General features: G+C 41.2%; 19 protein-coding genes and 1 other annotated feature. All 19 genes read left to right on the top strand.

Annotation, left to right across the window (positions count from 1 at the left end):
* Positions 1-41: 41 nt before the first annotated feature.
* On the top strand, positions 42-866 hold the full coding sequence (pgeF, locus tag M3206_RS02650; protein WP_251310948.1) for a peptidoglycan editing factor PgeF: 825 nt from the start codon (positions 42-44) through the stop codon (positions 864-866).
* 4 nt (positions 867-870) lie between these two features.
* Positions 871-1,551 (top strand): YggS family pyridoxal phosphate-dependent enzyme, encoded by a 681-nt coding sequence (locus M3206_RS02645; protein ID WP_285876667.1) that lies wholly within the window; start codon positions 871-873, stop codon positions 1,549-1,551.
* 12 nt (positions 1,552-1,563) lie between these two features.
* The gene (locus M3206_RS02640) at positions 1,564-1,986 is read left to right on the top strand and encodes a cell division protein SepF (protein WP_251310947.1); all 423 of its coding nucleotides are present in this window, start codon (positions 1,564-1,566) and stop codon (positions 1,984-1,986) included.
* Positions 1,987-2,005: 19 nt separating this feature from the next.
* Positions 2,006-2,281 (top strand): YggT family protein, encoded by a 276-nt coding sequence (locus tag M3206_RS02635; RefSeq protein ID WP_285876666.1) that lies wholly within the window; start codon positions 2,006-2,008, stop codon positions 2,279-2,281.
* A 9-nt stretch (positions 2,282-2,290) separates the two neighbouring features.
* Positions 2,291-3,064: an RNA-binding protein gene (locus M3206_RS02630; RefSeq protein WP_251310946.1), complete on the top strand. Its 774-nt coding sequence runs from the start codon at positions 2,291-2,293 to the stop codon at positions 3,062-3,064.
* 76 nt (positions 3,065-3,140) lie between these two features.
* Positions 3,141-3,650, top strand: coding sequence for a DivIVA domain-containing protein (locus tag M3206_RS02625; protein WP_251310945.1), 510 nt, complete (start codon positions 3,141-3,143; stop codon positions 3,648-3,650).
* Positions 3,651-3,689: 39 nt separating this feature from the next.
* Positions 3,690-3,917 (top strand) — a binding site (T-box leader).
* Positions 3,918-4,199: 282 nt separating this feature from the next.
* Positions 4,200-6,962, top strand: a complete 2,763-nt coding sequence (ileS, locus tag M3206_RS02620; protein ID WP_251310944.1) for an isoleucine--tRNA ligase — start codon at positions 4,200-4,202, stop codon at positions 6,960-6,962.
* A 132-nt stretch (positions 6,963-7,094) separates the two neighbouring features.
* Positions 7,095-7,574 carry a signal peptidase II gene (lspA, locus tag M3206_RS02615; RefSeq protein ID WP_349773991.1) on the top strand — a complete coding sequence of 160 codons (480 nt, stop codon included), beginning with the start codon at positions 7,095-7,097 and terminating at the stop codon, positions 7,572-7,574.
* Positions 7,567-8,481 (top strand): RluA family pseudouridine synthase, encoded by a 915-nt coding sequence (locus tag M3206_RS02610; protein ID WP_251310942.1) that lies wholly within the window; start codon positions 7,567-7,569, stop codon positions 8,479-8,481. The genes lspA and M3206_RS02610 overlap by 8 nt, the downstream gene beginning before the upstream one ends.
* A 194-nt stretch (positions 8,482-8,675) precedes the next feature.
* On the top strand, positions 8,676-9,218 hold the full coding sequence (pyrR, locus tag M3206_RS02605; protein ID WP_251310941.1) for a bifunctional pyr operon transcriptional regulator/uracil phosphoribosyltransferase PyrR: 543 nt from the start codon (positions 8,676-8,678) through the stop codon (positions 9,216-9,218).
* A gap of 159 nt (positions 9,219-9,377) precedes the next feature.
* Positions 9,378-10,697 carry a solute carrier family 23 protein gene (locus M3206_RS02600; protein WP_251310940.1) on the top strand — a complete coding sequence of 440 codons (1,320 nt, stop codon included), beginning with the start codon at positions 9,378-9,380 and terminating at the stop codon, positions 10,695-10,697.
* A gap of 132 nt (positions 10,698-10,829) precedes the next feature.
* Positions 10,830-11,750, top strand: a complete 921-nt coding sequence (locus tag M3206_RS02595) for an aspartate carbamoyltransferase catalytic subunit (RefSeq protein WP_251310939.1) — start codon at positions 10,830-10,832, stop codon at positions 11,748-11,750.
* The gene (locus M3206_RS02590) at positions 11,725-13,017 is read left to right on the top strand and encodes a dihydroorotase (RefSeq protein ID WP_251310938.1); all 1,293 of its coding nucleotides are present in this window, start codon (positions 11,725-11,727) and stop codon (positions 13,015-13,017) included. The genes M3206_RS02595 and M3206_RS02590 overlap by 26 nt, the downstream gene beginning before the upstream one ends.
* Positions 13,014-14,111 (top strand): carbamoyl phosphate synthase small subunit, encoded by a 1,098-nt coding sequence (locus M3206_RS02585; RefSeq protein WP_251310937.1) that lies wholly within the window; start codon positions 13,014-13,016, stop codon positions 14,109-14,111. The genes M3206_RS02590 and M3206_RS02585 overlap by 4 nt, the downstream gene beginning before the upstream one ends.
* Positions 14,104-17,310, top strand: coding sequence for a carbamoyl-phosphate synthase large subunit (gene carB / locus M3206_RS02580; RefSeq protein ID WP_251310936.1), 3,207 nt, complete (start codon positions 14,104-14,106; stop codon positions 17,308-17,310). Before M3206_RS02585 ends, carB begins: the two co-directional genes overlap by 8 nt.
* Complete coding sequence (locus M3206_RS02575; protein WP_251310935.1) at positions 17,307-18,077, top strand: dihydroorotate dehydrogenase electron transfer subunit; 771 nt, start codon at positions 17,307-17,309, stop codon at positions 18,075-18,077. Before carB ends, M3206_RS02575 begins: the two co-directional genes overlap by 4 nt.
* Entirely contained in the window at positions 18,074-19,012 is a 939-nt protein-coding gene (locus M3206_RS02570) for a dihydroorotate dehydrogenase (protein ID WP_251310934.1), read from the top strand. The genes M3206_RS02575 and M3206_RS02570 overlap by 4 nt, the downstream gene beginning before the upstream one ends.
* Positions 18,985-19,719 (top strand): orotidine-5'-phosphate decarboxylase, encoded by a 735-nt coding sequence (pyrF, locus tag M3206_RS02565; protein ID WP_251310933.1) that lies wholly within the window; start codon positions 18,985-18,987, stop codon positions 19,717-19,719. The genes M3206_RS02570 and pyrF overlap by 28 nt, the downstream gene beginning before the upstream one ends.
* Positions 19,688-20,326: an orotate phosphoribosyltransferase gene (gene pyrE / locus M3206_RS02560; protein ID WP_251310932.1), complete on the top strand. Its 639-nt coding sequence runs from the start codon at positions 19,688-19,690 to the stop codon at positions 20,324-20,326. Before pyrF ends, pyrE begins: the two co-directional genes overlap by 32 nt.
* Positions 20,327-20,347 lie beyond the last annotated feature (21 nt).

The raw sequence follows: 20,347 nt of genomic DNA, 5'->3' as shown, positions 1-20,347 counted from the left end.
GTGGTAAAATAAAGATAAAACTTTCCAGGAGGTACATACATATGAAGACGTTTAAACAAACTGGAAAGTACCTACTTATTGAAGAATGGCGAAAAGAGAACCCTTTGATCACCGCAGGTTTCACAATGCGTGATGGAGGGTATAGTCCAATGCCTTTCTGCTCATTAAATATGGGGTTTCATGTTAATGATGACCCCCGCTATGTACAAGATAACCGCAAAATGTTTGCAGATGAAATTAATTTTCCTATTACTAATTGGGTAGGTTCTAAGCAAGTTCACGGGACGAAGATTGTTAGAGTAACAGAAAAAGACCGTGGCAGAGGTTCACTGGATTTTGATTCAGCGATCCCGGATGTTGACGGATTGTACACTGAGCTTAGAGATATTCTATTAACTTCTCTTTATGCGGATTGTGTTCCATTGTACTTTTATTCCCCAAAGAATAATTTGATCGGACTTGCACATGCAGGGTGGCGTGGAACAGTAGGAAAAATAGGACCTAAAATGGTTGAGATCTGGTGTGAAAGAGAGAAAGCAGACCTCCATGAAATTAAGGCGGCGATCGGACCGGCAATCGGTGAATGCTGTTATGAGGTGGATGAAAAGGTTATCCGCGAAGTCAAGACAGCTCTAAATAAAGAAGAAAATCCTGATGTATTCACAGCTAAACACAATGGCCGTTATCAGCTGAATTTACAAAAATTGAATGAGAGTTTGCTATTGGAAGCAGGTTTGCTCCCAAAAAACATCATAACCTCTACACAATGTACGAGCTGTGAAAATTCTTTGTTCTTTTCACACCGCAAAGACAATGGCAAGACGGGCAGGATGATGAGTTTTATAGGCTGGAAAGGAGTTAAGTAAGCGTTTGAACATATTAGATAATAAAGAAAAGATTTTAAAGAAAATAGAAGAAGTTTGCTTGAAAAAAAACAAAGATCCTAAGGGCGTTAATCTAGTTGCTGTTACGAAATATGTAAGTAATGAAACAACGAAGAACGCTGTCTTAGCGGGCATCGAACATATCGGTGAAAATCGAATTGAAGGATTGCTCGAAAAAAAGGAATATCTGAAAGACATGGATGTGAAATGGCATTTTATAGGCACACTTCAGTCCCGAAAAGTAAAAGATATCATTAATCACGTTGACTATATTCATTCCTTAGATCGGCTAAGTTTGGCAAAAGAAATACAAAAAAGAGCTGACAAGACAATTTCTTGCTTTGTACAAGTGAACGTTGCAGAAGAAGATTCAAAGCATGGACTGGCAGTAAAAGAAGTCGTTGGTTTTGTCGATAAACTAAAAGACTACGATAAGATTAAAGTAGTCGGTCTTATGACGATGGCGCCTTATACAGAAGATGAGTCGGTCTTAAGAAATGTCTTTTCAACGTTAAAACAATTGCAACGAGACATTCAAAATAAAAAATTTTCTCATGCACCATGTGAAGAGCTTTCTATGGGAATGTCCAACGACTATGTGATAGCAGTTGAAGAAGGAGCAACTTTTGTACGAATAGGTACAGACTTAGTTGGAAAAGAATTCTAGGAGGTGGAATCAATGGGAATCAAAACAAAGTTTAAACGATTTTTTGATTTAGAAGATGATTATGAGTATGAAAATGAATACGAAGAAGAATCGTTGGCTGAAGAGGAAGAGATTACACCATCTCATACGAAAAAAGGCAAGCCGAATGTTGTGAGCTTGCAAAGTATTCAACAACAGGTTAAGGTTGTTCTTGTTGAGCCGCGCGTATATGCTGAAGCTCAAGATATTGCAGATCAGCTCAAAAATCGAAGAGCTGTAGTTATGAATTTACAAAGAATCCCGCATGATCAAGCGAAACGGATCGTAGACTTCTTATCAGGGACCGTTTATGCGATCGGCGGAGATATCCAAAAGCTCGGACCAAACACATTTTTGTGCACGCCTGAAAACGTAGATGTTTCCGGTACGATCTCAGAAATGATGGAAGAAGACTAAATCAGGCAGGTGAAATTTATTGGTATACGAAATTGCATACGTCGCTCAGAAACTTATACAAATCTACTACTACATGATTATAGGGTACATACTTTTATCTTGGTTTCCAAATGCTAGAGAGTCATCGATCGGGCAGGTAATAGGAAGACTGGTTGAACCTTACCTTTCTCCTTTCCGTAAGATTATTCCGCCTTTAGGAATGATCGATCTATCACCAATCGTAGCGTTGATGTCACTTCATTTTGCACAATATGGTGTAAGTGCAGTAGCTAGAATGCTTGCGGGTTCTTTTTAAGGAATATATATGAGTATTTATCAGCACTTCCGGCCTGATGAACATGAGTTCGTTGATCGCGTCATACGGTGGAAATTAGAAACAATAGAACGATACAGTCCGAAGCTTACTGATTTCCTGGATCCGCGGGAACAGGAAATTGTGAAAACAATTGTAGGAAACGATCCGGATGTCCGCCTCTCTCTTTGGGGTGGCTCTTCTTTTTCTGAAAGAAAAAGAGCACTGCTTTTTCCAGAGTATTATGACGCAACTCAAGAGGACTTTCAGCTCGTCTTTTATGACATTGACTATCCTTCAAAATTCACGACCATCGAGCATCGGGACGTACTTGGCGCCTTGATGAACATCGGTGTGAAAAGAGGTAAGTATGGCGATATCCTTATATCAGGAGATCGCGTGCAGTTTGTTTGTGCATCAGAAATATCAAGTTTTATAGAATTGAACCTTACGAAAGTAGGAAAATCAGGGATTAAGCTGCACCGTATTGAAAAAAGTGACTTGATGCCAATTGAAACGAATTATGATGAAAGAAATGGTACCGTTTCTTCTCTACGGCTGGATGTAGTCGTCGCGGAAATCTATAATCTATCACGCTCAAAAGCATCGCCTTTAATTCAAAGTGGCCGAGTTAAACTGAATCATAAAATAACCGACCAGCTATCATCAGAGGTGATGGAAGGTGATGAACTCTCTGTTAGAGGGTTTGGCAGAAGCAAATTATTCGCTATCGAAGGTATGACCAAGAAAGAAAAATGGCGTATTCGATATGGACTTTTAAAATAATTTCTGGGAATAGCAGGAATGACAGACATTTTGTCGAATTTAGGTAAAAAATAATGCATCTATGGAGGTGGCTGTTTTGCCTTTAACGCCGTTGGATATTCACAATAAAGAATTTTCAAGAGTTTTCAGAGGGTATAGTGAAGATGAAGTAAATGACTTCTTAGATCAAGTCATTAAAGATTACGAAGCGGTTATTCGTGAAAAGAAAGATTTAGAGGAGACAGTTTCCAAGCTCGAAGAAAAGATTTCCTACTTTAAAAATATTGAAGAAACGTTGAATAAATCCATACTTGTTGCTCAAGAGACGGGTGAGGAAGTTAAACGTACAGCTACAAAAGAAGCGCGTTTGATCGTTAAAGAAGCTGAAAAGAATGCAGACAGAATCATAAATGAAGCTTTATCAAAATCAAGAAAGATTTCCATGGAGATTGATGAGTTAAAAAAGCAATCATCTGTATACCGTACCAGATTCAGAATGTTGATTGAAGCTCAGTTAGAAATGTTAAAGAATGATGATTGGGATTCTTTAAATGCTCCAGAAAACCTTGAGGGCTATGAGCTTAAAGAAGTAAAGACGGAAACTTGACATTCATTTAAAAAATCGCATATACTTTTGTAAGATTAATATGTAACGAAGACGGGGACAGTAAAATACATAACTCTATTCTAGCGAACCAGGATACGGTGCAAGCCTGGTATAGGGAAGTATTCGAAAATCACCCCTGAGTTCCTGTACTGAAAAGCATGAGTAAGTTCAGGCGTTTCATCCACGCTACGGATGACTAAGTGGGTTTTAAATCTTAATTTAGAACTTATTAGGGTGGTACCGCGGGATAACCTTCTCGTCCCTACTGTAACAGTAGTGGGCGAGAAGGTTTTTTTTAATGTCTTTTCTAAATTGCAATTAAAAAGTTTGCCGTTTCTCTACATGGCAAGTTGATTGCGTGCAAGGTGCGAGACTCTTACGGGACAAGTGGGACAGGTGAGACTCCTAACGCCGCAAAGCGCAGGATGCTCACCGCCCGCCCCGTGGAAAGCGGGCATCCTGAAACGGAATCAACCTCTCACACAATCATCAAAGATCGCGGAACACAACCTTTTATTTTTACGGTAACGATATTAAGGAGGAAAAGCAATGAATTATAAAGACACACTCTTGATGCCTAAAACAGAGTTTCCGATGCGTGGAAACCTTCCGCAGCGTGAACCTGTCGTTCAAGAAAAATGGAACAAATTAGATATCTACAACAAGGTGATGGAAAAAACGAAGGATCTACCGCCTTTTATCCTTCATGATGGTCCTCCTTATGCAAATGGTGATATTCACATCGGCCATGCTGAAAATAAGATCTTAAAAGATATCATCGTTCGTTTTAAATCGATGACAGGTCACTATTCTCCATATGTACCTGGATGGGATACACATGGTCTTCCAATTGAGACTGCTCTAACAAAGAGTGGAAAAGTTAAAAGAAAAGAACTGACGGTTGCTGAGTTCCGTAAACTTTGTGAAGAGTATGCATTGAAGCAAGTGGATCATCAACGTGAGCAATTTAAACGTCTAGGTGTCCGCGGGGATTGGGAAAATCCTTATATCACGTTAAATAAAGGGTATGAAGCTAGACAGATTGAAGTATTTGGCGAGATGGCAAAAAGGGACTTAATCTATAAAGGATTAAAGCCTGTTTATTGGTCTCCATCATCAGAATCTGCACTAGCTGAGGCTGAGATCGAGTATCAAGATAAGCGTTCTCCTTCTATCTATGTAGCCTTTGATGTGAAAGATGGAAAAGGCATTTTAGATAATGATGAAAAATTAGTGATCTGGACAACAACTCCTTGGACGATTCCAGCAAACCTTGGTATTGCTGTTCATCCAGAGCTTGATTATGTTTCCGTTCAAACTGAAAACGGTAAATATGTTGTAGCTGAAGCGCTAGTAGAATCTTTAAAGCAAGAGTTCGAATGGGAACAAGCTGAAATTGTTAAGCGATTTAAAGGTGCTGAAATCGAACGCGCGGTTGCTGTTCATCCGCTGTATGATCGTGATTCCCTTGTTATGCTAGGTGATCATGTAACTACAGATGCAGGTACAGGTTGTGTTCATACTGCTCCTGGGCACGGGGAAGATGACTTCCTTGTAGGTAAGCGATATGGGTTAGATGTTTTATGTCCTGTGGATGACCGTGGTGTAATGACAAAAGACGCTCCTGGTTTTGAAGGTATGTTCTACGATGAAGCGAATAAGCCAATCACTGAACAGCTGAAGGAAAAAGGTGCATTATTGAAGCTATCGTTCATCACGCACTCCTATCCGCATGACTGGAGAACGAAGAAACCTGTTATTTTCAGAGCAACAGCTCAATGGTTCGCTTCAATCAAAGGAATTCGTGAAGATATGCTTCGCTCAATTGAAGAAGTAAACTGGATTCCTTCATGGGGAGAAACTCGCCTTCACAACATGATCAAAGACCGAGAAGACTGGTGTATTTCTCGTCAGCGTGCATGGGGTGTGCCGATTCCAGTATTCTATGGTGAAGATGGTGAAGCGATTCTTACGGAAGAAACAATCTCTCATGTTGCAAAACTGTTCAGAGAGCACGGTTCTAATGTTTGGTTCGAAAGAGAAGCGAAGGACTTACTTCCTGAAGGATTCACTTCTCCGCACAGTCCAAACGGACGTTTCTCAAAAGAAACAGACATCATGGATGTGTGGTTTGATTCAGGGACATCACACTGGGGTGTACTTGAAGAAAGAGAGAACTTAGTTCGTCCGGCAGATCTCTACCTTGAAGGTTCTGACCAATATCGAGGCTGGTTCAACTCATCACTTTCAACTTCAGTTGCCATCACTGGTAAAGCCCCTTATAAAGCTGTGCTAAGCCATGGATTTGTTCTAGATGGTGAAGGACGTAAGATGAGTAAATCGATCGGTAACACACTAGATCCGATTAAGGTGATGAAGCAGTTAGGTGCCGATATCATTAGACTTTGGGTTTCTTCTGTAGATTATCAAGCGGATGTACGTGTATCCGATGATATTTTAAAACAGGTTGCAGAAGTATACCGTAAAATCAGAAATACACTTCGTTTCTTATTAGGAAATTTGCATAATTTTGATCCTAAACAGCATGCAGTAGCATTTGAAGATATGCCGGACCTTGATAAATATATGATGGTTAAGCTGGATCAAGTGGTTGCAAAAGTTAAAAAAGCATATGAAGAGTATCAATTTATTACGGTTTATAATACGATCCACAACTTCTGTACGATCGATTTAAGTTCTTTCTATTTAGATATGGCAAAAGACACACTTTATATCCAAGCTGAAGATGATCAAAAACGCAGAAGCATTCAAACTGTATTATATGAATCACTCACGGCTCTAACTAAACTTGCTGCGCCTGTTTTATCCCATACGGCAGATGAAGTTTGGGAATATATCCCAGGAGTTGAAGAGGAAAGTGTTCAATTGACTTCTATGCCAGAAGTGAAGAACTACAAAGATACAGAACAGCTTGAAAAAGAATGGGATCTGTTCATGGATGTTCGTGATGAGGTTCTAAAAGCTCTTGAAGAAGCAAGAAGCCAAAAGACGATCGGAAAATCACTTACTGCGTTTATCACACTGTATCCGACGGATTCACTTAAGCCTTGGCTTGAACGTGTAGAGGATTTGAATAAACTCTTTATCGTTTCTAAAGCTGAAGTTGGAGGCGTAAAGTCCGAAGCACCTGAAAATGCATCTGTTTTTGAGCACGTGGCTGTTTCTGTAACTTCTGCAGAAGGTGAAACATGTGAGAGATGCTGGGTCGTTTCAGAGGAAGTTGGAAAAAGTGACAATCATCCAACACTTTGTGCGAGCTGTGCAGATATCGTAGAAAAGAACTATGCTTAATAGTGAGAGAAATCCCGTGATACCGCGGGATTTTTTCTTTTAAATCTATGCAGAAATAATCAGATGAATGGGTAAATTAAATTGTAGAACATCCGACGGCTGTGCTACAATTCATAAAGACATATTTCAAATATCGGAGGAGTTCTTTTGTTTTATTATCTATTGGCCTTGTTAATGTTTGCTGCTGATCAAGCGACAAAATGGATGATTGTAAAAAAGATGGACCTCGGCCAGTCTATCCCTGTCATCGATCAAGTATTCTACATAACCTCACACCGTAACAGAGGGGCTGCATTCGGTATTCTGCAAGATCAGCGATACTTTTTTATTATCATAACGATTATTGTTGTTGGAGCTGTCATCTACTATTTACAGAAGCATGCAACTGATAAATTGCTTAAAACGGCACTTGCACTTGTTCTTGGTGGTGCATTAGGAAACTTTATTGATCGTCTACTGCGTGGAGAAGTTGTAGACTTTGTTGATGTTTATATCGGAAGCTATGATTTCCCTATCTTTAATGTTGCAGACAGTGCGTTAGTAATCGGTGTAGGTTTGATTTTTATTCAGAGTTTTATGGATAGCAAACAGAAGGAGACAGAAAATGAGTAAATTTGAATATACGGTAACTTCAGAACAAAAAGGGAACCGTATTGATAAAGTTTTATCTGATGTCCAAGAGGAATGGTCAAGATCACAGATTCAAAATTGGATTAAAGATAAAATTGTCTTACTAAACGATAGACCGGTTAAATCAAATTATAAATGTGCAACCGGTGATGTTGTTGAAATCGAAATTCCTGAACCACAGGAACTGGACGTTGTGCCAGAAGAGATGGATCTTGATATCGTTTATGAAGACTCTGATGTTCTTGTGGTGAACAAACCTAGAGGAATGGTCGTTCACCCAGCACCAGGACACTATAGTGGAACCCTCGTAAACGGTTTGATGGCACATTGCAAAGATTTATCTGGAATCAATGGTGTTCTTCGCCCTGGAATCGTCCATCGGATCGATAAGGATACGTCAGGATTATTAATGGTTGCTAAAAATGATATGGCACATGAATCACTTGTAAACCAGCTTAAGGCCAAAACAACAACAAGAGTTTATAAAGCGATCGTACATGGGGTGATGCCGCATGATCAAGGAACAATTGATGCTCCAATCGGCCGGGATAAAAGTGACCGCCAGAAAATGACCGTAACGGATGAGAACAGCCGTGATGCTGTCACACATTTCAATGTGATTAAACGATTCACGAACTTTACATTCGTGGAATGCCAGCTTGAGACGGGTAGAACGCACCAGATTCGCGTTCATATGAAGTATATTGGATTCCCGTTAGCTGGAGATCCTAAGTACGGTCCCTCTAAAACCCTTCCAATTGATGGACAGGCTCTTCATGCTCAAACGTTGGGCTTTAAGCATCCTCGAACGGACGAGTACATGGAATTTGAGAGAGAGATTCCATCTGAAATGCAAGACCTATTGGATTTGTTAGAGAAAAGAAGTTGACAAAGAGAATACAGTTTGTCATAATCAATGTAACTTAAATAGTCCTTTAACTTTAGTCCCGTGAGGCTGAGAAGGAAACGTTATTAATGAGAATCCATATGGGATTACTCTATCCTCTCGTCATGCGTGACGGGAGGATTTTTTTTGCAGACGATGACGGTTAAAGGGACCATGGAAATAAGGGAGGGTGCATTATGTCAAAAACAGTTTTAATGGATGACCAGGCAATTAGAAGAGCGTTGACCCGAATTGCTCATGAAATCATAGAGCGGAATAAAGGCGTCACGAACATTGTATTAGCTGGCATAAAAACCCGAGGTGAGTTTCTTGCAAAAAGACTTGCTGAAAGAATTGAACAAATTGAAGGAAACGCTGTTTCAGTAGGTGTGATTGATATTACGCTCTATCGAGATGACCTTAGAATCAAGACGGAAAATCAAGAACCTGAGTTAAAAGGAACGGATATTCCTGTAGAAGTAACAGATAAAAAAATTATCTTAGTAGATGATGTTCTATATACCGGAAGAACCGTCAGAGCTGCTATGGATGCAATCATGGATCTAGGAAGAGCATCGAGCATCCAGTTGGCCGTACTGATTGACAGAGGTCACAGGGAACTTCCGATCAGAGCCGATTATGTTGGAAAAAACGTACCAACTTCAAGTGAGGAAGTCATTTCAGCTTCGTTGATCGAGGTTGACGGACTCGATGAAGTAGCGATCTCAACAAATAAATAATATCCCTTTAAATACAGTCCAGAGAGGCTGGCAAGGGAGGTAATAAATCGCGTGCAGTATAGGATAACTGTATGCGTGTGCCTCCACGGCCTCTTTTGCAAAAGCAAAAGAGGTTTTTTTATGGCAAGAAAGCTTTTTTAAAAGAGGAGGTCATTCGATATGGAAAACAATACAAAGGCAATTTTAGATGTGAATGAAAAACCATCACCGGTTCAATGGCTTACACTAAGCCTCCAGCACTTATTCGCGATGTTTGGTGCAACTGTACTTGTCCCGTTCTTAGTGGGACTTCATCCTGGTGTGGCACTTGTGTCAAGTGGACTTGCTACACTGGCTTACCTACTCGTAACAAAAGGACAGATTCCGGCATACCTCGGGTCGAGCTTTGCTTTTATTACTCCGATCTTGACTGTAAAAGCTTTTGGCGGTCCCGAAGCTGCAATGCTCGGAAGTTTCTTAGCAGGTTTGGTATACGGGGCGGTCGCATTACTCATTAGAGGCTTTGGTTTTAAATGGTTGATGCGCGTACTCCCTCCAATTGTAGTAGGACCTGTAATTATCGTAATCGGTCTCGGTCTTGCAAATGTTGCTGTAGGAATGGCAATGAATGTACCAGGAACTGAAAACTACAGCTTAACTCACTTTACAGTTGCTCTTTTTACGCTAGCTGTAACCATCATTTGCTCCATCTTTTTTAGAGGAATCTTAGGAATCATCCCGATCTTAATCGGAATCATCTCTGGATATACGTTCGCATACTTTAGAGGATTGGTCGATTTCACAAAAGTAGCTGAAGCAAAATGGATTCAAGCTCCGGATTTCATCGTACCGTTCGTAACTTATACTCCTGACTTCTCATGGAGCATCGCGATGATCATGATGCCTGTAGCAGCAGTAACGATCGCTGAACATATCGGACATCAGCTTGTACTATCCAAGGTAGTTGGACGCAATTTTATAGAAAAACCAGGTCTTCATCGCTCCATTTTAGGAGACGGAATTGGGGTTATGATCGGCTCTATGATTGGTGGACCGCCAGTAACAACTTACGGTGAAAACATTGGTGTATTGGCAATCACAAGAGTCTACTCAGTGTTTGTAATAGGAGGTGCTGCCGTGACAGCCATCCTGTTCGGATTCTCTGGTAAGGTAACAGCATTGATCAGCACAATTCCAACAGCAGTTATGGGAGGAGTATCGATCCTCTTGTTCGGAATCATCGCTTCTTCAGGATTAAGAATGCTGGTAGACAACAACATCGATTTCGGAAACAAAAGAAACTTGATCATCTCTTCTGTTATTCTTGTAACTGGAATTGGAGGAGCGGCACTCAAGATTAGTGAAAACTTTGAGGTTGCTGGAATGGCGCTTGCAACATTAATTGGAATCTTCTTGAACCTGGTACTGCCGGGAAAAGAAGAAGATAAAGATTTAATGAACAAGATGTTTAAAAAAAACGGTAACGACACAGCTGCATAAACCACCTTTTAATTAAGTACGAGAGACTTAAAAGGGTGAACTTTAATCAATAGGAGAACGTTGTTTCTTCTGTTAAGGTGCACCCTGAAAAAACTTTCAGGGTGCTATTTTTTTGTAAAAGGAGAGTTTGGGATGAATCATCTGCTATCAATGAATGAATTATCGATTGAAGACATCCAGTACATTTTAAATACGGCTGAAGAATTTAGAGGCGGTAAACAAGAGACATCGTTTGATCAGAAGATGATCGCAAATTTATTTTTTGAGCCAAGCACAAGAACAAGGTTCAGTTTTGAGGCTGCTGAGCACAAGCTTGGTATGAAACCTATGAATGTTGAAGTAAGTGGATCAAGTGTACAAAAAGGCGAAACCTTGTATGATACTTTACGCACACTTGAGGAAATCGGAGTTTCGGGGTTTGTCATCAGGCATCCTGAAGATCGCTACTTTGATGGCTTAGCTGAAAAAATAAAGGTACCAATCATCAACGCAGGTGATGGCTGCGGAAATCATCCCACGCAATCACTTTTAGACCTATTAACGATCCAGCAAGAGTTCATTGTTATTCAGGGGATCACGGTGGTCATCGTTGGCGATATTCTTCACAGTCGAGTAGCCCGCTCTAATGCTGAAGTTCTCCGAAAGATGGGTGCAAGAGTGCTATTTTCTGGCCCTGAAGAGTGGTTTGTAGATGAATGGAAGGATGATTTCATCCCGATGGATGAAGCAGTAGAAGTCGCTGATGTCGTAATGATGCTAAGGATTCAGCATGAAAGACATAGCGCAAGTATGCTGCTGACAAAGGATGACTATCACAAGCATTATGGTTTAACAGTAGAACGCGAAAGAAAAATGAAGGAGCATAGCATCATCATGCATCCAGCTCCAGTGAATCGCGGAGTAGAAATAGCAGACGAGCTGGTGGAATGTGATCGCTCTAGAATATTTAAACAAGTTCAAAACGGCGTATACATCCGAATGGCTGTGCTTAAATGGACACTAAAATCAAACCAGGAGGCGGTAAACAATGGGTTACTTATTGAAAAACGCTAGCATTTTAGACGGAAAGAACAATCTGATCGAAATAGATATCCTGATTGAAAATGATGTGATAACGAAAATAGAAAAGAACATCTCAAGTGATCAGCATGAAGTATTTGAAGCAGAAGGAAAACTCGTTACTCCCGGTTTTGTAGACCTGCATGTTCATTTAAGAGAGCCGGGTGGTGAACATAAAGAAACGATTGAGACAGGAACAAAAGCAGGGGTGAAAGGCGGTTATACAACTCTAGCCGCAATGCCTAACACTCGTCCAGTCCCAGATACGGTTGAAACGATGGAATTTATTCAGCAAAGAATCAAAGAAACGGCAAGCTGCAGAGTGTTGCCATATGCCTCAATAACAACTCGGCAGATCGGTAAAGAATTAACGGATTTTAGCGGATTATTAGAAAAAGGAGCCTTTGCTTTTACAGATGATGGAGTTGGTGTTCAATCAGCCGGTATGATGCTAAAGGCTATGAAAGAAGCAAGTAAGAATGACGCAGTAATCGTCGCTCATTGTGAAGACAATACACTCCTTCCTAAAGGAGGGGCGTTTCATGAAGGGGGATTCACTGAAGCAGAAGGCTTGCCTGGTATTCCATCTGTGAGTGAATCTGTTCATATCGCGCGTGATGTTCTTCTAGCTGAAGCTGCAAACGCAAGATATCATGTCTGTCATGTTAGTACAAAAGAGTCTGTAAGAGTTATTAAAGACGCAAAACGTGCTGGGATTAAAGTTACAGCAGAAGTTACGCCACATCATTTGATCTTAAGTGATAAGGACATTAAGCCAAACGATACACATTATAAAATGAATCCGCCACTTAGAAGCGAAAGTGATCGTGAGGCACTGATACAAGGATTAAAAGAAGGCACATTAGACTTTATCGCAACAGACCATGCTCCACACAGTGCAGAAGAGAAAAAACAGGATATTGAACTCGCCCCTTTTGGAATCGTAGGACTGGAAACCGCTTTTCCGCTTCTCTACACGGAGCTTGTTTTAAAAAAGAATATTCTTACACTGCAAGAGCTAGTCGACATGATGACCAAAAAGCCTGCTGAGAGCTTTAACCTTCCGTTCGGAAGACTTTCAGAAGGAGTAAAAGCCGATCTAACAGTCGTTGATCTCGATAGAGAAGAAACAATCGATGCAGAAACCTTTGTATCGAAAGGTAAAAATACACCTTTTGGTGGAAGAGTATGCAAAGGTTGGCCAGTCGCAACCATTTTTGAAGGAAAGCTTGTTTACAACAAGGAGGAGAGCTTCGTATGAAACGTTACTTAATCTTAGAAGATGGCACAATTTTTAAGGGTCTAGCATTTGGTTCAAGCCGTGAATCGAACGGTGAGGTTGTTTTTACAACGAGTATGACAGGCTATCAAGAGGTTTTGACAGATCCTTCATACTGTGACCAAATCATCACTTTCACATATCCGCTAGTAGGGAATTATGGAATTAATCGAACAGATTATGAATCCATACGCCCTGCAGCAAGCGGAATTATCGTAAATGAACATGCAGAGTTTCCAAATCATCATGAAGGCATGCAATCGTTAAGCAGCTGGCTGACAGCAAAGGACATTCCAGGACTTTACGGAATAGATACAAGAAAACTAACAAGAAAAATCAGACAGCATGGAACGTTAAAAGGAAGATTGTCGAACACGATTGAAAATGCTCAAGAAATAATTAATGAAATAAATGCAGCACCTCTAACAACGGATCAAGTATCAAAAGTGACGACGAAGACTCCCTATCACCTTCCAAACAGTGGAAATAGAGTGGTTGTAGTAGATTTTGGAGTAAAAACAGGTATGTTAAGAGAATTATCAAGAAGGTTGTGTGATGTGATCGTCGTTCCTTATAACACGCCAGCAGCCGATATTATCCGCTTACAGCCAGACGGTGTTCTATTAAGCAACGGACCTGGGGATCCAAAAGATGTACCTGAAGGCATCACGATGATACAAGAGCTTTTAAACTATAATATACCGATTTTAGGAATCTGCTTAGGTCATCAGCTTCTTGCTCTTGCTTGCGGCGGTGACACGGAGAAACTGAAATTCGGACATCGCGGATCGAATCATCCCGTGAGAGACCTCGAGACAGGTAAGATTGCACTTACTTCTCAAAACCATGGTTATGCCGTTACAGTGGATTCGTTAGTGAACACATCGTTGGAACTTACACATCAGGCTGTAAACGATGGGACTGTTGAAGGGTTGAAACATAAAGTGAAAAGGGCTTTTTCTATCCAATACCATCCTGAAGCATCACCTGGTCCTCAAGATTCGAATCCAATCTTCGATGACTTCATGAAAATGATCAAAACAACAAAGAAAGAAGGTTTGATGCAGAATGCCTAAACGACATGACATCCGAAAAATTTTAGTAATTGGATCAGGACCAATCGTAATTGGACAAGCAGCAGAATTTGACTATGCAGGAACACAAGCTTGCCAAGCATTAAAAGAAGAGGGATATGAAGTTGTTCTTGTGAACTCAAACCCGGCAACGATTATGACCGATCCGAACATGGCAGATAAAGTATACATTGAACCTTTAACGCTTGAATTTGTATCAAGAATTATCCGCCAGGAACGTCCAGATGGTCTACTTGCTACTCTTGGAGGACAGACCGGTCTGAACTTGGCAGTTGAACTCTTCAACTCTGGCATTTTAGAAGAATATAATGTGGAACTTTTAGGAACTAAGCTACCATCCATTCAGCAAGCGGAAGACCGTGATTTGTTTAGAGAATTAATGAGAGAGCTAAATGAGCCCGTTCCTGAGAGCGCAATTGTTCACAACATGGAAGAAGCAAAGGAATTTGTTGACCAACATGGATACCCGGTGATTATTCGCCCAGCCTTTACACTTGGCGGAACCGGTGGGGGCATCGTAAATGATGAAGAAGAATTCTTAGAGATCACAGCAGCGGGACTGCATGCAAGTCCTGTTGGCCAAGTATTGATCGAAAAAAGCATTGCTGGTTTTAAAGAAGTAGAGTACGAAGTGATGAGAGATAAGAATGACACAGCGATCGTTGTTTGTAACATGGAGAACATTGATCCAGTGGGGATCCATACAGGAGATTCAATCGTTGTTGCACCAAGTCAAACCTTAACAGACAGAGACTATCAGCTGCTAAGGAACGCTTCATTAAAGATAATCAGAGCTTTAAAAATAGAAGGCGGCTGTAATGTTCAGCTCGCGCTGGATCCAGATAGCTCGCAATATTATGTAATCGAAGTGAATCCGCGGGTAAGCCGTTCATCCGCATTAGCTTCAAAAGCTACCGGTTATCCGATCGCGAAGCTTGCAGCTAAGATCGCTGTAGGGTATACGCTAGACGAAGTTAAAAATCCTGTAACAGGTACTACTTATGCTTGTTTTGAACCAGCCCTGGATTACATCGTAACGAAAATACCAAGATGGCCGTTCGACAAGTTTGAAGGTGCGAACCGAAAACTTGGCACTCAAATGAAAGCCACTGGAGAAGTAATGGCGATCGGCCGTAACTTTGAAGAATCACTGTTAAAAGCAGTGCGCTCTCTTGAGATTTCAGCTTTCCACCTGGGAGTGACGGATAATCAACTAACGGTATCAGAAGTAGAAGAAAAAATCTTGCGAGCTGATGATGAGCGGTTATTCTATATCGCTGAAGCATTTAGAATGGGAATCACAGTTGAGCAGATTCATGAATGGACAAAGATTGATCTTTTCTTCCTTGAAAAACTCCACGGCATGATTCTACTTGAAAACAGAGTGAAAGAACGAAAGCATGATGCCGGTATCTTACAGAAAGCGAAGGAAAAAGGATTTAGTGATAGGTGGATCGCAGACGCATGGGGCGTGGATGAATATGACCTATACAAATTCAGACAAAAAGAAAACATCAAACCAGTTTTTAAAATGGTAGATACGTGTGCCGCCGAATTCGAATCGACAACACCTTACTACTATGGCACATATGGTGAAGAAGATGAGTCTGTCATCACAGATAAAAAGAGTGTGGTTGTACTAGGGTCAGGCCCGATCAGAATCGGACAAGGAATTGAATTCGATTATGCAACGGTCCACACAGTATGGGCAATTCAAGAAGCGGGTTATGAAGCCATCATTATTAACAACAATCCTGAAACTGTTTCTACTGACTTTAGCATGTCGGACAAGCTTTATTTTGAGCCATTAACGGTCGAAGATGTCATGCATGTAATCGAGCACGAAAAGCCAGAAGGGGTAATTGTACAATTTGGCGGACAAACTGCGATCAACCTCTCTGAAGAACTTGAAAGAAGAGGAATCAAAATTCTTGGAACCTCCCTCGACAGTATGGATTTAGCAGAAGACAGAGAACGTTTTGAGAAAGTGATGCAGGAGCTTAACATTCCTCAACCTGCTGGAAAGACCGCTTTTTCAGTAACTGACGCGGTAACGATCGCTTCATCTATCGGTTACCCGGTGCTCGTTCGACCTTCTTATGTTCTTGGCGGCCGAGCGATGGAGATCGTGTATCAAGAATCTGAACTCTTGCAGTATATGGAGAACGCAGCACGAGTTAACCCTGATCATCCTGTCTTGGTCGATCGATACCTTGAAGGAAAAGAGATTGAAGTTGACGCGATTTCTGATGGGAACGACGTCTTCATTCCAGGAATGATGGAGCATATTGAACGGGCAGGTGTTCACTCAGGTGATTCTATTGCTGTCTATCCTCCACAGACACTGCCAGAAGAAATCAAGCAAAAGATAATCGACAGAACGATTTCTATCGCGAAAGGCTTAAATATAATCGGTCTCTTGAATATCCAGTTTGTTTGGCATAAAGATGAAGTTTACGTCCTTGAGGTGAACCCGCGCTCCAGCCGAACAGTTCCTTTCCTAAGCAAGATCACAGGGGTACCGATGGCGAACGCAGCGACAAAAGTGATCTTAGGTGAAAGCTTGAAGCAGCAAGGATATGAAACAGGCTATCAAAAAGAAGCCGATGAAGTTTCTGTTAAAGTACCTGTATTCTCCTTCGCAAAACTGCGCAGGGTCGATACGTATTTAGGACCTGAAATGAAGTCGACAGGAGAAGTAATGGGAAGAGATAAGAATCTTCAAAAAGCGCTATATAAAGGACTTATCGCCTCTGGAATAAAGATTCCGGCCTATGGAACAGTGCTCTTTACAGTAGCTGATAAAGATAAAGCTGAAGCACTTGAAATGGTAAAAAGATATTATGAGATCGGCTACACTATTATGGCAACAGAAGGAACGGCGAGCATTATTGAAAAAGAAGGGATTCCCGTTGACGTAGTCGGTAAAATCGGTTCAAAAGGAAGAAACTTGCTTGATGTGATTCGAAAAGGAGAAGCACAGTTTGTTGTAAACACACTGACGAAGGGAAAGATTCCTGCAAGAGACGGATTCAGAATTCGAAGAGAATGTGCGGAAAACGGAGTGGTCTGTCTGACAAACTTGGATACTTCGGAAGCCTTGTTGGAAGTGCTTGAATCGATCTCTTTCTCGGCTCATGCCCTTTCATCCTTTACGAAAAAAGAAAAGGTGCTTGTATGAAGAAACATTTGCTAACCATTACTTCAAATACGGAAATTGCACGCAACATCTTTGAGATGAAACTGACTGGCCCTGGTACAGCAACGATGACTGTACCTGGTCAGTTTCTCCATGTCAGTGTCGGAAATAACACGTCTAAACTTCTGCGTCGTCCGCTTTCCATCTGTGATGTGGATCTTGAAAGAGAAGAAGTCACTCTGTTATATCGAGCACAAGGAGAGGGAACGAAGCAGCTGAGCCAAAAGCACACGGGAGAAACAGTGGATGTACTAGGACCACTAGGGAACGGTTTTTCGACTGAATCCAGTGAGGATCGTAAAAAAGCATTGTTGATCGGAGGCGGTATCGGTGTACCTCCACTCTATTATCTTGGAAAGAAACTAAAAGACAAAGGGATACAAGTAACTTTCATTTTAGGTTTTCAATCTCTCGAAGCCAGCTTTTATATTGAACAGTTTCAAGAAATAGGAGAGACGATCGTTACGACTGTGGATGGATCACTCGGTTTAAAGGGATTTGTAACGGATGCGATGGATCAGCCAATTTCGGATGAGCCTTTAATCTACTCTGTTGGACCGGCTGTCATGCTCAAAGCTGTTGAACAAAAAGCACAAGGATTAAATGGATTCATCTCTTTAGAGGAAAGAATGGGCTGTGGGGTAGGTGCTTGTTTCGCATGTGTATGCCCAACAGAAACTAGACAATCAGGCTATGTGAAAATCTGCAGCGATGGGCCTGTCTTTAAAATGGGGGAGGTTGTATTATGAGCCGATTACGTGTTTCATTGCCAGGATTAGATATGAAAAATCCCATCTTGCCAGCATCAGGCTGTTTCGGATTCGGAAAAGAATACGCAAAATGGTATGACTTAAGCCTATTAGGTGGAATTACGATAAAGGCAGCAACACTTGAAGGACGGTTCGGCAACCCCACACCGCGGGTAGCAGAAACTGAAAGCGGCATGTTGAATGCAATCGGACTACAAAACCCAGGAGTTAAAGGAATCATCGAAAATGAACTTCCTTGGTTGGAACCTTATAATATCCCTATCCTAGCAAACATTGCAGGATCTACGGAAGAAGAGTATATAGAGGTGACCAAGCATATCTCAGCTTCACCACTAGTGTCAGCCGTAGAATTAAACATATCCTGTCCCAATGTAAAAGAAGGCGGCATACAGTTCGGAACGCATTATAAATCTGCTGCTGATTTAACGAGAAAAGTAAAAGGTGTTTCTGAAAAACCTGTTTACGTAAAGTTATCCCCGAACGTTTCAAACATCACCGAGATGGCTGAAGCTGTTGAAGATGCTGGCGCTGACGGATTATCCATGATCAACACGCTAGTAGGCATGAAGCTTGATTGGAGAACAGGACAGCCTATCTTAGCGAATAAGACAGGCGGGCTTTCAGGACCAGCGATCAAACCGGTCGCTATCCGTATGATCTATGAGGTGAGTCAAAAAGTTTCCCTTCCGATTATAGGAATGGGCGGTGTGAGTACGGCTGAAGATGTGTTAGAGATGATGTCAGCAGGAGCTTCGGCAGTTGCGGTTGGGACAGCAAATTTTGTTAATCCATTTATATGTCCGGAAATTATTGAAAAACTGCCCGAACTGTTAGATGAGATCGGTGTTGAACAAATCAGTGAAATGACTGGAAGGAGTTTTAATCAATGGAAAACCCCGTTATCATCGCGTTAGACTTTGAAAATGGCGATAAAGCGAAAGAATTTCTTACATCTTTTGAAGGACAATCCCCATACGTAAAAGTAGGGATGGAACTTTTTTATGCGGAAGGACCTTCGTTCATCAAATGGCTGAAAGAAAGAAACTTTCGTATTTTCCTGGATTTAAAGCTTCACGATATCCCTACAACCGTTCATAAAGCAATGAAAGTTCTCGGCGGGATGAATGTTGATCTTGTCAACGTACATGCAGCAGGGGGAATACAGATGATGAAAGCTGCTAAAGAAGGTCTGGTAGCAGTTGGCGCACACCACACGAAATTGATAGCTGTTACTCAGCTTACAAGTACCACTCAGAACGTTCTAAGAGATGAACTTCTAATTCAAGATACAAGTGTAAACGACTGCGTTGTACATTATGCAAAACTTGCAAAGGATTCGGGGTTGGACGGAGTGGTTTGTTCTGTTAAGGAAGCGAATTCTATTAAAGAATACTGCGGAGAAAATTTCTTAACCGTAACCCCAGGCATCAGACCACAAGGATCAGATATTCACGATCAAGCGAGGATTGCTACACCTGCTGAAGCAGCCAAGATGGGATCAGATTTTATGGTTATCGGAAGAAGCATCACACAATCGGATCAGCCATCTGACACTTATCAAACCATAATAAATGAATGGAGAGAAAGCTATGAAAACAACAATCGCAAAACATTTGCTTAACATCAAAGCTGTTACACTTTCACCCGAGGAACCATACACATGGTCTTCAGGTATGAAATCTCCAATCTATTGTGATAATCGGTTGATACTTGCTTATCCTGAACTGCGTAAACAAGTTGCCGAAGAATTGGTTTCATTGATTAAAAAACATTACACAGAAGCTGATGTTATTGCTGGTACAGCTACTGCTGGAATCCCGCATGCTGCTTTTGTTGCAGACCAAATGTATTTACCGATGTGCTACGTCAGGTCGAGTGCAAAAGCGCATGGCAAAGGTAAACAAATTGAAGGTCTAACAGAAAAAGTGAAAAAAGCTGTAGTGGTGGAAGACTTAATATCAACAGGTAAAAGTTCTATTCAAGCCTGTCAGGCCCTTCAAGAAGCTGGAGTTGAAGTATTAGGTGTAGCAGCAATATTCAGTTATGGATTGAGTAAAGGAACTGCAGCATTCCAAAAAGAAGGTCTTTCCTTCCAAACGGTCACAAATTTTAGTACATTAATAGAGGAAGCACAAGAAAGCGGTACGATTAGTGAACAAGGGCTTTCTTTATTAAAAGAATGGCAAAAGGACCCTGAGAACTGGGGTGCAGCCACTTTTTCCAAATAGTTTTCTAAGGGGAATACGATT

It is taken from the genome of Fictibacillus phosphorivorans (assembly GCF_023715845.1).
GTDB lineage: Bacteria > Bacillota > Bacilli > Bacillales > Fictibacillaceae > Fictibacillus > Fictibacillus phosphorivorans_D.
Note: the sequence above shows the minus strand (reverse complement) of the source record. Positions and strands in the feature narration are given on the sequence as shown.

What these genes read in the sequence shown, in the direction of transcription:
- M3206_RS02630 (WP_251310946.1), top strand. Translation starts at nt 2,291, where the DNA reads ATGAGTATTTATCAGCACTTCCGGCCTGATGAACATGAGTTCGTTGAT.
- M3206_RS02570 (WP_251310934.1), top strand. Translation starts at nt 18,074, where the DNA reads ATGAGCCGATTACGTGTTTCATTGCCAGGATTAGATATGAAAAATCCC.
- M3206_RS02575 (WP_251310935.1), top strand. Translation starts at nt 17,307, where the DNA reads ATGAAGAAACATTTGCTAACCATTACTTCAAATACGGAAATTGCACGC.
- pyrF (WP_251310933.1), top strand. Translation starts at nt 18,985, where the DNA reads ATGGAAAACCCCGTTATCATCGCGTTAGACTTTGAAAATGGCGATAAA.
- pgeF (WP_251310948.1), top strand. Translation starts at nt 42, where the DNA reads ATGAAGACGTTTAAACAAACTGGAAAGTACCTACTTATTGAAGAATGG.
- carB (WP_251310936.1), top strand. Translation starts at nt 14,104, where the DNA reads ATGCCTAAACGACATGACATCCGAAAAATTTTAGTAATTGGATCAGGA.
- pyrR (WP_251310941.1), top strand. Translation starts at nt 8,676, where the DNA reads ATGTCAAAAACAGTTTTAATGGATGACCAGGCAATTAGAAGAGCGTTG.
- M3206_RS02600 (WP_251310940.1), top strand. Translation starts at nt 9,378, where the DNA reads ATGGAAAACAATACAAAGGCAATTTTAGATGTGAATGAAAAACCATCA.
- pyrE (WP_251310932.1), top strand. Translation starts at nt 19,688, where the DNA reads ATGAAAACAACAATCGCAAAACATTTGCTTAACATCAAAGCTGTTACA.
- ileS (WP_251310944.1), top strand. Translation starts at nt 4,200, where the DNA reads ATGAATTATAAAGACACACTCTTGATGCCTAAAACAGAGTTTCCGATG.
- M3206_RS02610 (WP_251310942.1), top strand. Translation starts at nt 7,567, where the DNA reads ATGAGTAAATTTGAATATACGGTAACTTCAGAACAAAAAGGGAACCGT.
- M3206_RS02585 (WP_251310937.1), top strand. Translation starts at nt 13,014, where the DNA reads ATGAAACGTTACTTAATCTTAGAAGATGGCACAATTTTTAAGGGTCTA.
- M3206_RS02595 (WP_251310939.1), top strand. Translation starts at nt 10,830, where the DNA reads ATGAATCATCTGCTATCAATGAATGAATTATCGATTGAAGACATCCAG.
- M3206_RS02640 (WP_251310947.1), top strand. Translation starts at nt 1,564, where the DNA reads ATGGGAATCAAAACAAAGTTTAAACGATTTTTTGATTTAGAAGATGAT.
- M3206_RS02590 (WP_251310938.1), top strand. Translation starts at nt 11,725, where the DNA reads ATGGGTTACTTATTGAAAAACGCTAGCATTTTAGACGGAAAGAACAAT.